The 12,375-nt window shown below is 72.4% G+C and carries 13 protein-coding genes; 12 read left to right on the forward strand and 1 reads right to left on the reverse strand.

Annotation, left to right across the window (positions count from 1 at the left end; genetic code table 11):
* Positions 1-10 precede the first annotated feature (10 nt).
* The 10 genes from ACFYPR_RS05420 to ACFYPR_RS05465 all read left to right on the forward strand — a co-directional run bounded on the left by ACFYPR_RS05420 (position 11) and on the right by ACFYPR_RS05465 (position 8,055).
* Positions 11-808 carry a fumarylacetoacetate hydrolase family protein gene (locus tag ACFYPR_RS05420; protein ID WP_355066179.1) on the forward strand — a complete coding sequence of 266 codons (798 nt, stop codon included), beginning with the start codon at positions 11-13 and terminating at the stop codon, positions 806-808.
* Positions 805-1,740, forward strand: coding sequence for an acetaldehyde dehydrogenase (acetylating) (locus ACFYPR_RS05425; protein ID WP_387258663.1), 936 nt, complete (start codon positions 805-807; stop codon positions 1,738-1,740). Before ACFYPR_RS05420 ends, ACFYPR_RS05425 begins: the two co-directional genes overlap by 4 nt.
* Positions 1,737-2,795, forward strand: coding sequence for a 4-hydroxy-2-oxovalerate aldolase (gene dmpG, locus ACFYPR_RS05430; RefSeq protein WP_355066183.1), 1,059 nt, complete (start codon positions 1,737-1,739; stop codon positions 2,793-2,795). The genes ACFYPR_RS05425 and dmpG overlap by 4 nt, the downstream gene beginning before the upstream one ends.
* Positions 2,792-3,565 carry a fumarylacetoacetate hydrolase family protein gene (locus ACFYPR_RS05435; protein ID WP_355066185.1) on the forward strand — a complete coding sequence of 258 codons (774 nt, stop codon included), beginning with the start codon at positions 2,792-2,794 and terminating at the stop codon, positions 3,563-3,565. The genes dmpG and ACFYPR_RS05435 overlap by 4 nt, the downstream gene beginning before the upstream one ends.
* Complete coding sequence (locus ACFYPR_RS05440; protein ID WP_355066187.1) at positions 3,562-3,984, forward strand: RidA family protein; 423 nt, start codon at positions 3,562-3,564, stop codon at positions 3,982-3,984. The genes ACFYPR_RS05435 and ACFYPR_RS05440 overlap by 4 nt, the downstream gene beginning before the upstream one ends.
* Positions 3,981-4,505, forward strand: a complete 525-nt coding sequence (locus ACFYPR_RS05445; RefSeq protein WP_354860585.1) for a 3-hydroxyanthranilate 3,4-dioxygenase — start codon at positions 3,981-3,983, stop codon at positions 4,503-4,505. The genes ACFYPR_RS05440 and ACFYPR_RS05445 overlap by 4 nt, the downstream gene beginning before the upstream one ends.
* Positions 4,505-5,512, forward strand: a complete 1,008-nt coding sequence (locus tag ACFYPR_RS05450; RefSeq protein WP_355066189.1) for an amidohydrolase family protein — start codon at positions 4,505-4,507, stop codon at positions 5,510-5,512. Before ACFYPR_RS05445 ends, ACFYPR_RS05450 begins: the two co-directional genes overlap by 1 nt.
* 316 nt (positions 5,513-5,828) lie before the next feature.
* Positions 5,829-7,292, forward strand: a complete 1,464-nt coding sequence (locus ACFYPR_RS05455) for an amidase (protein WP_354860581.1) — start codon at positions 5,829-5,831, stop codon at positions 7,290-7,292.
* Positions 7,293-7,364: 72 nt separating this feature from the next.
* Positions 7,365-7,661 carry a hypothetical protein gene (locus tag ACFYPR_RS05460; protein WP_354860609.1) on the forward strand — a complete coding sequence of 99 codons (297 nt, stop codon included), beginning with the start codon at positions 7,365-7,367 and terminating at the stop codon, positions 7,659-7,661.
* Positions 7,648-8,055 (forward strand): DUF5130 family protein, encoded by a 408-nt coding sequence (locus ACFYPR_RS05465; protein ID WP_354860579.1) that lies wholly within the window; start codon positions 7,648-7,650, stop codon positions 8,053-8,055. The genes ACFYPR_RS05460 and ACFYPR_RS05465 overlap by 14 nt, the downstream gene beginning before the upstream one ends.
* Before the next feature lie 154 nt (positions 8,056-8,209).
* Here the strand turns inward: ACFYPR_RS05465 and pepN are convergent, their stop codons facing one another.
* The gene (pepN, locus tag ACFYPR_RS05470; RefSeq protein WP_387258665.1) at positions 8,210-10,759 is read right to left on the reverse strand and encodes an aminopeptidase N; all 2,550 of its coding nucleotides are present in this window, start codon (positions 10,757-10,759) and stop codon (positions 8,210-8,212) included.
* A 221-nt stretch (positions 10,760-10,980) separates the two neighbouring features.
* Here pepN and ACFYPR_RS05475 point away from each other — a divergent pair, with 221 nt between their 5' ends.
* Together ACFYPR_RS05475 and ACFYPR_RS05480 are read left to right on the forward strand one after the other, a co-directional pair.
* A complete protein-coding gene (locus ACFYPR_RS05475; protein ID WP_354860576.1) occupies positions 10,981-11,604 on the forward strand; it encodes a disulfide bond formation protein DsbA in 624 nt (207 codons plus the stop codon).
* Positions 11,605-11,787: 183 nt separating this feature from the next.
* Positions 11,788-12,342, forward strand: a complete 555-nt coding sequence (locus ACFYPR_RS05480) for a hypothetical protein (RefSeq protein ID WP_355137805.1) — start codon at positions 11,788-11,790, stop codon at positions 12,340-12,342.
* Positions 12,343-12,375: the final 33 nt, after the last annotated feature.

A 12,375-nucleotide genomic window follows, 5' to 3' on the forward strand; every position in this document is an offset into this window, starting at 1 on the left:
GGGAGCGGGCATGGAAGCCGACATCGAGGCCGCCAACCGGGAGCTGGCCGAGGCCCGCAGCACCGGCAAGCCGTGCCCGCCGCTGCGCGGGCGGCTGCTGCCGGAGGGCGACGTCGAGTCCGCGTACCGCGTGCAGCAGCTCCAGGCGCGGGCCTGGCAGGGCCGCGGCGAACGCCGGGTCGGCGCGAAGATCGGGCTGACCTCCCGGGCGGTGCAGGAGACCTTCGGGGTCTTCCAGCCGGACTTCGGGATGCTTACCGACGCGATGGCGGTCGGCGACGGGGTCGAGGTGCCGATCGACCGGCTGCTCCAGCCGCGGGTCGAGGCGGAGATCGCGTTCGTGCTCGACAAGGATCTCGCGGATCCGCAGATCACGACCGTCGACCTGATCCGCGCCGTCGACCACGTGCTGCCGGCGATCGAGATCGTCGACTCGCGGATCGCCGGCTGGGACATCTCCATCGTGGACACCGTCGCCGACAACGCCTCCAGCGGGCTCTTCGTGCTCGGCACCACGCCACGCCGCCTCGCCGACGTCGACCTGCGGCTGTGCGGAATGGTGCTGGAGCACGCCGGTGAGCCGGTCTCGGTGGGCGCGGGCGCGGCCTGCCTGGGCAACCCGCTGCACGCCCTGCACTGGCTGGCGAGCACCCTCGCCCGCGCCGGTGACCCGCTGCGCGCCGGGGACGTGGTGCTCTCCGGGGCGCTCGGCCCGATGGTGCCGGTCACCCCGGGCGCCGCGTACGAGGCCCGGATCTCCGGGCTCGGCTCGGTACGGACATCCTTCAGCGACAGGGGCGGCCAGTGACCACTGACGTGGCGGTGCTGGGATCGGGAAACATCGGCACCGACCTGATGATCAAAGTGTTGCGGCTGAGCGACAGCCTGCGGATGGTGGCGATGGCCGGCATCGACCCGGCCTCCGACGGCCTGGCGCGCGCTCGCCGGCTCGGCGTCGCCACCACCGCCGACGGAGTGGACGGGCTGGTCGCAATGCCCGAGTTCGCCGACGTCGAGCTGGTCTTCGACGCCACCTCGGCGGGGGCGCACCGGCGCCACGACGAGGTGCTGCGCGCGCACGGCCGGACGGTGGTCGACCTGACCCCGGCCGCGCTCGGCCCGTACGTGGTGCCGCCGGTCAACCTCGACGAGCACCTGCACGAACCGAACGTCAACATGGTGACCTGCGGCGGGCAGGCCACCGTGCCGATCGTCGCCGCCGTCCGCCGGATCACCCCGGTGGCGTACGGGGAGATCGTCGCGTCGATCGCGTCGAAGTCCGCCGGGCCGGGCACCCGGGCCAACATCGACGAGTTCACCGAGACCACCGCTCGCGCCATCGAGGTGGTCGGCGGGGCGGAGCGGGGCAAGGCGATCATCGTGCTGAACCCGGCGGACCCGCCGCTGCTCATGCGCGACACCGTCTACTGCCTCTGCCCGGACGTCGACGCCGACACCGCCGCCATCGCCGCCTCGGTGGCGGACATGGTGGCGACGGTCCAGGAGTACGTCCCCGGCTACCGGCTCAAGCAGGACGTGCAGTTCGACCGCGTCGAGGCGTACGTGCCGACGCTCGGGCGGCAGCTCACCGCGTTGCAGGTGTCGGTCTACCTGGAGGTGTCCGGGGCGGGCCACTACCTGCCGGCGTACGCCGGGAACCTGGACATCATGACCTCCGCCGCGCTGCGCACCGCGGAGCGGCTGGTCGCCAGGCGTCCTTCGGAGGTGGCCGCGCCATGACCGACCTGTACATCCAGGACGTGACGCTGCGCGACGGCATGCACGCCATCGCCCACCGGTACACCGTCGAGCAGGTGCGCACCATCGCCGCCGCCCTGGACGCCGCCGGGGTGGCCGCCATCGAGGTGGCGCACGGCGACGGGCTCGCCGGGTCGAGCGTGAACTACGGCCACGGCGCGGCCAGCGACGCCGAGTGGATCTCCGCCGCCGCCGAGGTGATGACGAACGCGAAGCTCACCACCCTGCTGCTGCCCGGCATCGGCACGATCGCGGACCTTCGGGCGGCGAAGGCGCTCGGCGTGACGAGCGTCCGCATCGCCACGCACTGCACCGAGGCGGACATCTCCGCCCAGCACATCTCCTGGGCTCGGGAGAACGGCATGGACGTGGCCGGGTTCCTGATGATGTCGCACATGAACGACCCTGCTGGGCTCGCCGGGCAGGCCAAGCTCATGGAGTCGTACGGGGCGCACTGCGTCTACGTCACCGACTCCGGCGGCCGGCTGCTGATGTCCGACGTGGCGCAGCGGGTCGACGCGTACCGGCAGGTCCTCGACCCGGAGACGCAGATCGGCATCCACGCCCACCACAACCTGTCGCTCGGGGTGGCCAACAGCGTGCTCGCCGTCGAGCACGGCCGCATCCTCGGCGCCGGGCCGCTCGGCTCGCCGTCCGGCCGGACCGTGCGCGTCGACGCCTCCCTCGCCGGCATGGGCGCGGGCGCCGGCAACGCGCCGCTGGAGGTTTTCGTGGCGGTCGCCGAGCTGCACGGCTGGAAGCACGGCTGCGACGTGTTCGCGCTGATGGACGCCGCCGACGACATCGTCCGCCCGTTGCAGGACCGGCCGGTCCAGGTCGACCGGGAAACGCTCTCCCTGGGGTACGCGGGCGTCTACTCCAGCTTCCTGCGGCACGCCGAGCGGGCCTCGGACCGCTACGGCGTCGACGTCCGGTCGATCCTGGTCGAGCTGGGCCGCCGTCGGATGGTCGGCGGCCAGGAGGACATGATCGTCGACGTGGCACTCGACCTGGCCGGCAAGGAGCAGCAGTCATGATCGGCGTGGACATCACCGGGATCGCCGACAAGCTGGGCGCGGCGGCCGACACGGCCACCGCGATCGGTCAGCTCGCCGCCGAGACCGGTCTTGACGTGGACACCGCGTACGGCGTGCAGGCCGCGCTGGTGCAGCGCCGGCTGGAACGCGGCGAGCGGCTGGTCGGGCTGAAGATGGGGCTGACCAGCAGGGCGAAGATGGCCCAGGTCGGCGTGGACGAGGTGATCTGGGGGCGGCTCACCGACGCGATGCGGGTGCCCGACGGCGGTTCCGTGGACCCGGCCGCGTACATCCATCCCCGGGTCGAGCCGGAGGTGGCGTTCCTGCTGGACCGGCTGCCGGAGCCGGGCGAGCCGGTCGGCGACTTCGCCACGGCGGTCCGCGCGGTCGCCCCGGCCATCGAGCTGATCGACTCCCGGTACGCGGATTTCCGCTTCTCGCTGCCGGACGTGATCGCCGACAACACCTCGGCCGCCGCGTTCGTGGTCGGGCCGTGGTCGCCGGTGCCGTCGGGCCTCGACAACCTGGGCGTGCTGCTGGAGGTCGACGGGCGGGTGGCCCAGGTCGGCTCGACGGCGGCGATCCTCGGCGATCCGCGCCGGGCGCTCGACGAGGGCATCCGGCTGGCCGGCCGACACGGGGTGCGGTTGCAGTCCGGCTGGGTCTTCCTGGCCGGTGCCGCCACCGCCGCGGTGCCGCTGCGTCCCGGTGCCCATGTCCGCGCCGTCGTCGAGAAACTCGGCACGGCTTCGCTGCGGGCGTCGTCGTGACCGCCCGGGTGGTGGCCGGGAAGGCCGTGCCGCGGGGGGCTTTTCCGCACGTCAAGGTCGCGGGTGGGTTCGTATTCATCTCCGGTACGTCGTCGCGGCGGCCGGACAACAGCTTCGCCGGTGTCGAGGTCGACGCGTTCGGCACGACGAACCTCGACATCCGGGTGCAGACGCGGGCTGTGATCGAGAACATCGGCGATCTGCTGCGCTCGGTCGGCGCGGACCTCACCGACCTCGTCCAGGTGACCACGTACCTGGTCAACATGAACGACTTCGGTGGTTACAACGAGGTGTGGGCGGAGTTCTTCGACGCGTCCGGACCGACCCGCACCACGGTGGCGGTGCACCAGTTGCCGCACCCGCACCTGCTCATCGAGATCCAGGCCGTGGCCCTTCTTCCCTCGGGAGGTCAGTCGTGAGTGAGATCGCCGAGCCGTTCAGCTTTCCGGGCTGGATCGCGGAGAACCAGCACCTGCTGAAGCCGCCGGTGGGCAACAAGGAGATGTTCCCCGGCGGGGACGACTTCATCGTGATGGTGGTGGGCGGGCCCAACCAGCGCACCGACTTCCACGTGGACCCGTACGAGGAGTTCTTCTACCAGGTCAAGGGCAACATGCACATCAACCTGATGACCCCCGAGGGTCCGCGTACGGTGCACGTGCGCGAGGGTCAGATGTGGATGCTGCCGCGCAACACCCCGCACTCGCCGCAGCGACCGGAGGCCGGCTCGATCGGTGTGGTCGTCGAGCGGGTCCGCGAGGAGGGCACGCTGGAGACGTTCCAGTGGTACTGCCCCGAGTGCGGAAACCAGGTGCACGAGGTGGAGTTGCAGGTCCGCGACATCGCGGCCGACCTGCCGCCGGTGTTCCAGGCATTCTACGCAGATGAGGCGGCACGCACCTGCGCCAACTGCGGCACTCTGCACCCGGGCAAGGGCTGATGCCCGCTGGTGTCGTCGACGTGCACACGCACGTCGTACCGAAGGGGTGGCCGGACCTCGGCGCGGCGTGCGGCGGGTCCGGCTGGCCCTGGTTGCGGGTCGACTCCGAGCGCGCCGCCATGATCATGGTGGGGGAGACGGAGTTCCGTCCGGTCGGCGCCGAGTGCTGGGACGCGTCCCGCCGACTGGCCGACATGGACGCCGACGGTGTCGCCGTGCAGGTGATCTCGCCGACGCCCGTCTTCTTCAGCTACGACCGTCCGGCCGACCAGGCCGTGAAGGTCGCCCGGATCTTCAACGACCTGACCCTGGAGATCACCGCGGCTGGCGGCGACCGGCTGGTGCCGTTCTGTCAGGTGCCCCTGCAGGACCCGGACGCCGCCTGCGCCGAGCTGGACCGCAGCCTGGCCGCCGGGCACGTGGGCGTGGAGATCGGCAACCACGTCGGCGACCGGGATCTGGACGACGCCGGGGTGGTCACCTTCCTCCAGCACTGTGCCGAGGTGGGTGCGCCCGTCTTCGTCCACCCGTGGGACATGCCGGACGGCCCGCGTCTGAACCGCTGGATGGCCCGGTGGCTCACCGGGATGCCCGCCGAGACGCACCTGTCGGTGCTGGCGATGATCCTGGGCGGCGTCTTCGACCGGGTGCCCGAGACGCTGCGGATCTGCTTCGCGCACGGCGGCGGCAGCTTCCCGTTCTGGCTCGGCCGCGCCGACAACGCCTGGCACCGACGTGGTGACCTGGTTCGGGGCGCGTCCGTCGCCCCGCCCAGCAGTTACGTCGACCGGTTCAGCGTCGACTCGGTGGTCTTCGCGCCGCCCGCGCTGCGGCTGCTGGTCGACACGATGGGGGAGGACCGGGTGCTGGTCGGCAGCGACTACCCGTACCCGCTGGGGGAGCGCCCGGCCGGTGCGGTCGTCGACGCGGCCGACTTCCTCACCGACGCCCAGCGCGACAAGCTCCGATCCACCAACGCCCTGCGCTTCCTGCACGGGCGGCGCTGACGGCGTACCCATGGTAGTGCCCCCGGACGACGGACGGCCGCGACGGGCCGACGGGCCGACGGACCCTGTTCTGTTGCCTTTGCTCTGCTTCAATCCACGCAACACCACGTGTCCGATAAACGGACATCGGCTGTTGCCTCCGTTGAAGCAGAGCAAAGGACGCCGGCAGGAGTCGGCCCGCCGCCGGGCGGGCGACCGGTGAGGGGGGTTGCCTCCCGACACGGCCGGTTCGGTATCGGGAGCAGTACCCTCCGCCGCGAAGGGCGACCGCCGTGTCGACCCGCCGACAGCCGCTCCCACCGGGCAGGATGAGGACATGGCCGAGCCGCACGACCTGACCGCGCTGGAACAGGCCGCCGCCATCGCCCGCGGCGAGCTGTCCAGCGTCGAGCTGGTCGAGCACTCCCTGCGCCGGGTGGCGGCGCTCGGCGACACCGTGGGCGCGTTCGTCACCGTCACGCCGGACCTCGCCCGGCAGGCCGCGCGCGCCGCCGACGCGGTGCCCGTCGAGGGGCGCGGCCCGCTGCACGGCGTACCGACCGCGATCAAGGACCTCACCCTCACCGCCGGGGTACGCACCACCTTCGGCTCGGCGGCGTTCGCCGACTTCGTCCCGCCGGTCGACGCCGACGTGGTCCGGTTCATCAAGGCCGCCGGCCTCGTCAGCCTCGGCAAGACGACCACCTCCGAGCTGGGCTGCTCGCTCTACTCGGAGGGCCGCGTCGCACCGCCGGCCCGCAATCCGTGGCAGCTCGCGTACACCGCCGGTGGGTCCAGCGGCGGCGCGGCGGCGGCGGTCGCGGCCGGGCTGGTGCCGATCGCCCAGGGGTCCGACGGCGGCGGCTCCCTGCGCATTCCGGCGTCGCTCTGCGGCCTGATCGGCTACAAGCCCAGTCGTGGCGTGGTCTCCGGCGGGCCGCTCGGCTCCGGCGCGTTCGGGCTGCCCACCAGCGGTCCGCTCGGGCGGACCGTCGTCGACGTCGCCGCGCTGCTCGACGTCATGGCCGTGCCGGTGCCGGGCGAGCCCTACCTGCCGCCGCCCGCGCCGCCCGGTGGATACCTGGCCGCCGCCCGCCGGGCCGAGCCCGGCCGGCTGCGGATCGGCCGGTTCACCACGCCGATGCTCGCCGACGAGCCGGTGCACCCCGACTGCGTGGCCGCCGTCGACCGGGCCGCCGCCCTGCTCACCACCGCCGGCCACGAGGTGGTCGAGGTGCCGCCGCCGCTCGGGCCCCAGGCGTGGCCGCTGTTCGAGATCATCTGGTACGTGCTGGCACTCGCCCCCGTGCCCCCGCACCGCGAGGCGGAGCTGCTGCCGCTGACCCAACTGCTGCGGGCCCGGGGCGCCAGCGTCTCCGCGGGCGCGCTGGCCGCCACCCTCGGCGAGCTGCAGGCGCAGGTACGTCTCGGCGCCGCCCGCACCGCCGGTTGCGACCTGCTGCTCTGCCCCACCCTGGCCGCACCGCAGGCACCCGTCGGCTGGTTCACCGCCGACGGCGACCCGGCGGCCGATTTCGACCGGCAACGCCGCTTCTCGCCCTACTGCGCCATCTTCAACGTCACCGGCGATCCCTCCGTGTCCCTGCCGGTGGGCGCCACGGCCGACGGCCTGCCCGTCGGGGTGCTCCTCACTGGCCGGTACGGCGACGACGCGCGGCTCATCGCGACCGCTGCGCAACTGGAGCACGCCAGTGACGGATGGGATCGGCACCCCGCAATCTGGCGGGCCGTCGACTCCGCTAACGTGAATGGTGACGGAGTTGGCCGGTCACCATCATGATCGTCCATCCGACCCGATTGTTCGAGGTCCTTCTTCCGCCTGGGGGCGTTGGGATTGTCTGTTACCGAGACGTTGCTGGTCTTCGTCGGCATCCCGGTGGCCGCGGTGCTGGTCATCGCCGGCCTGTCGTACGCCGGTAGCCGCGGGAGTGCCACCGGCGGTGGCGGTGGCGCCAAGCGCTACCGGCCGGGCCGGCCCTTCGACTTCACTCCGGTCTGGTTCCTGGGCCGCCCGGAGCAGCTGGCCGACTCGGCCGGCACCGCGCTGACCGCGGGGGCGCAGGCGCCCGCGCTGACCAGCCACAAGCTAGAGCAGGCCAGCGTCGAGGCGCCGGCCGGTGGAACCGGAGGCGCAAGTGACCGTTGGTGAGAAGCAGACCGGGACGGAGAATCCGCCCGAGGTGCTGGACGGGCCGTTCTCGACCCGCCAACTGCTGCGCATCGACGAGGCCCTGCGCCTGGCCGACCAGGGCACCGGCCTGGTCTTCTCGGTGTTCGTCGGCGGCCTCGACGAGCCGATCCGTGAGCACGCCCAGCGGCTGCACCGCCAGCTCGCCGAGCCCGACAAGTCGGTGCTGATCGCCGTGTCGCCCAACCAGCGCCAGCTGGAGATCGTCACCGGGCGGTACGCCCGCAAGCGCATCCCCGACACGTACGCCAAGCTGGCCGCGCTCTCCATGGCCGGCGCGTTCAGCGGCGGCGACCTGGCCGGCGGCATCATCAACGGCCTCGACCAGCTCGCCAGCCACGCCGGCAAGGGCTGAGCCCTTTCTCGTACGTCGAAGCCCGACCCGCCGCACGGCAGGTCGGGCTTCGTCGCGTTGCGTGCCGTTGCAGCGCGCCAGGTCAGCGATATGGGGGTGTCCGCGCGGGCGGACACCCCCATATCGGCGATGTCGAGTCGATCAAGCGAGCTGGTCAGCTCTGCTGGGCGTCCTTCGCGCGGGCCTTGAGCGCCCGCACCACACCGTCGCGACCCTCGGCGACCAGTCGACGCAGCGGGCCGGGGTTGCCGTCACCGGCCAGCCACGCGTCGGTGGCCGCCACCGTGTCGTCGTCCACCAGGTAGGTCGGGTACGCCAACTGGGCGAACTCCTGCGCCGGCTCGCTGTCCCGAGTGGCCCACACCTGGCCGACCGCCGCGAAGTACTTCTCCCGGTACGGGGCGACCAGCTCCACCTGCGCCGGGTGGGCGAAGCCCTGCAACAGCGCCCGGTGCCGCCAGTTCGGCAGCGCGTCCGGGCCGGTCAGCAGCGCCCACACGGCCGCCTTGTTCTCCGCCGTCGGCACCAGCGCGTGCGCGTACGCGGCCTCCCGCTCGCCGCTGGCGGTGCGGTCACCGGCCAGCTCCGCCTCGATCTCGGCGGCACCGGCCGCGCCGTTGGCCACCAGCGCCCCGAGCACCGTCCAGCGCAGCTCGGTGTCCACGGTCAGCCCGGCCGGCACGCCGGTGCCGTCCAGCCAGCCGCGCAGCGTGGCCAGGTCCTCTTCGGACCGGGCGGCCGAGGTGTACGCCCGGGCCCAGGCCAGCTGGAAACCGCTGCCCGGCTCGGCGGAGGCGAGCGCGTCCTTCGCCGTACGAGCCAGCCCCGCCCAGCCGGTGGCCGCCCACGCGGGGTCGGCGTAGAGGGTGAGCGCGGTGGTGGCCTGGCGCAGGGTGGCGGTCACCAGGTTGATGTCGGTCTCCGCGGACAGCCCGGCCAGCACCAGCGCCACGTAGTCGCGGGTCGCCAGCTCGGCGTCTCGGGTCATGTCCCACGCGGCCGTCCAGCAGAGGGCGCGGGCCAGCGACGAGTCGAAGCCGCCGATGTGCTGCACCACCGTGGCCATCGACCGGTCGTCGAGGCGCAGCTTGGTGTAGCTCAGGTCGTCGTCGTTGAGCAGCAGCACGTCGGCGGCTCGAACGCCGCGCAGGTCGGCGAGGTCGGTCCGCTCGCCGGTCACGTCCACCTCGTAGCGTTCGCGGCGGACCAGCCGTCCGTCGGTCAGGTCGTACAGGCCCACGCCGATCCGGTGGGTGCGCAGCGTCGGGTACGCCGCCGGCGCCTCCTGCCGGACGACCACCTGCTCGTACGTGCCGTCGGCGCCGATGGTCACCTCCGGCCGCAGCGTGTTGACCTGGGCGGTTTCCAGCCACTGCGCGGCGAACTTGCGCAGCTCCCGGCCCGAGGCCGCCTCCAGCTCGGTGAGCAGGTCGTCGAAGGTGGCGTTGCCCCAGGCGTGCTTGCCGAAGTACGCCCGCAGCCCGGCCACGAACGGCTCCTCACCCACGTACGCGACGAGCTGCTTGAGCACGCTCGCGCCCTTGGCGTAGGTGATGCCGTCGAAGTTGACCTCGACGGCCTCCATGTCCGGCATCTCGGTGTAGACCGGGTGCGTGGAGGAGAGCTGGTCCTGCCGGTAGCCCCAGTTCTTCCGGATGGACAGGAACGTCGTCCACGCCTCGGTGAACCGGGTGGCGTTGGTGTTGCACCAGTGGCTGGCCCACTCGGCGAACGACTCGTTGAGCCACAGGTCGTTCCACCAGCGCATGGTGACCAGGTCGCCGAACCACATGTGGGCCAGCTCGTGCAGGATCGTGTTGGCCCGCTGCTCGTACTCGAAGTCGGTGACCTGGGAGCGGAACAGGTAGTGCGACTCGGCGTGCGTGACGCAGCCGAAGTTCTCCATCGCGCCGGCGTTGAAGTCCGGCACCCACAGCTGGTCGTACTTGGGCAGCGGGTAGCGCACGCCGAACTTCTCGTGGAAGAAGTCGAAGCCCTGCTTGGTGATGAGGAACAGATCGTCGGAGTCCAGGTACTGAGCCATCGACGCCCGGGAGAACACCCCCAGGTCGATGCCGTCGTGGCTGTCGCGCACCTCGTGATACGGGCCGGCGCACAGCGCCGTGATGTACGTGCTCATCCGCGGCGACTCGGTGAAGTGGAGGGTCTTGAGCCCCTCGCCGGCCGGCTCCTCGCGCTGCACCGGCATGTTGGACACCACCCGCCAGTGCTCGGGGACGGTGGCGTGCCAGGTGTAGACGCTCTTCAGGTCGGGCTGGTCGAAGCAGGCGAACACGCGCTGCGCGTCGGCCGTCTCGAACTGGCTGTAGAGGTACGTCTCGCCGTCCACCGGGTCGACCGTGCGGTGCAGTCCCTGCCCGCTGTTGGAGTAGGCGAAGTCCGCGTCGACGACCAGGGTGTTCTCGCTGTCCAGCCCGGACAGGGTCAGGCCCTTCTCAGCCGACCAGTCGGACAGGTCCACCGGGGCGCCGTTCAGGGTGGCGGAGCGCACCGACTCGGCGGCCACCTCGATGAACGTGCTCGCCCCCGGTTCGGCGCAGCGGAACCGGACCTCGGTCGTCGAGGAGAACGTGCGGCCGTCGGCCGCCAGCACGGCGGTCGACAGGTCCAGACTGATGTCGTACCCGGTCACCTCGAGCAGGCGTGCCCGCTCGGTCGCCTCGACCTGCGTCAGGTTACGCACTCCCGGCACTGTTCGTCTCCATCCCACGTCTCGCCGTACGCCCGGCGGCGCCCGTCTGCCGACCGCTCGTGACGTCCGGCCCGATCCGAGTCTTCCACGTACGGGCAGCCGGCGGTGGGCGAGGTCACGCTCTCATTCGGGTGCCGGTCGATGGGCCGTGGGGTGAGGATCGAGGTGAGACGCCGGACTGCCGGCGTCACCCGTCGCGAAGGGACCTCACCGTGACCGATCGTGTCACCGCCGACATGTGGTTCGACCCGATTTGCCCGTGGGCGTGGATCACGTCCCGCTGGCTGCTGGAGGTCGAGCAGGTCCGCGAAGTGGACATCCGCTACCACGTCATGAGCCTGTCCGTGCTCAACGAGGGCAGGGACCTGCCAGAGCAGTACCGGGAACTGATGGACAACGGCTGGGGCCCGGTGCGGGTGTGCATCGCCGCCGAGCAGCGCTACGGCAGCGACGCGCTGCGCAAGCTCTACACCGCGCTGGGCACCCGCATCCACCTCGGTAAGGAGCAGCTCGGGCCGGAGCTCTACGTCGCCGCGCTGACCGAGGCCGGCCTGGACCCGGCCCTGGCCGCCGCCGCCGACAGCACCGAGTACGACGAGGCGCTGCGGGCCAGCCACGAGGCCGGCATGCGCCCCGTCGGGCAGGACGTCGGGACCCCGGTCGTCCACGCGCCCGGCCCGGACGGCAGCCCGGTCGCGTTCTTCGGCCCGGTGATCACGCCGCGCCCGAAGGGCGAGGCCGCCGGCCGGCTCTGGGACGGCGTCCTCCTGGTCGCCGGCACGCCGGGCTTCTACGAGCTGAAGCGCACCCGCGAGCAGTCCCCGATCTTCGACTGACCGCGACCGCCACGCGCCCCCGTCCGGTCCCCAGCTCGTGGGACCGGGCGGGGGCGCGCCGCGCCGGGTGGTGGGTACGCCTCGCGGTCACAGCGTCACCGCTGGGCGGGCGGCGTCGTTTCCCTCGGTGTCCGCCGCAGCGACCCGCAGGGCCGCACCCCGCAGCTCGTGGAGGCAATCCCGATGGCCAAGCACCGTGCGTCCGGTGACGATCAGTTGACCCGACAGGGGGTGATCGAGACTCCCGGCGCGGCGTACTGGTCGGTAGACGACTCCCGCTGGCCGACGGTCCGCCCCGACCTTCCCGCCCACGTGGTGGACCTGCTCGCCCCGCCCATCGTGGTCGGCGTGGCCCGGGTGCCGGTCACCTCGCGGCTGACGCCCGCACCGGTCACACCGGCGCCAGCGACGCCCGTCGTGTCGACGCCGGTGGTGCCGGTGGCGCCGGAGTCGGTCGTACCGTCGGCCGTGGAACCGGTCGTGGTGGCTGCCGCGCCGGCTGAGCCCGCCCCGCCCCCGCCGGCACCCACCGCCCCGCGTCCCGTGCCGACGCCGCCGCTGAACCCGCGTCCCGTTCCGGCGCCACCGCCGGAACCGCGTCCCGTGCCGGGACCGCCGGCCGCACCCCGGCGCAACGCCATCACCGGGCCCGTCGCGAACGGCCGGCGCGGCAACGCCGGACCGGTCGTGGCCGGCCGACACCGCCGGCACAACGGCGCGTCCGGCCGCGCCGGCTGACGTCACGTCCGGGCCCGGCACTTTCATCTGGTG

It is taken from the genome of Micromonospora sp. NPDC005254, assembly GCF_042872525.1.
Lineage (GTDB): Bacteria > Actinomycetota > Actinomycetes > Mycobacteriales > Micromonosporaceae > Micromonospora.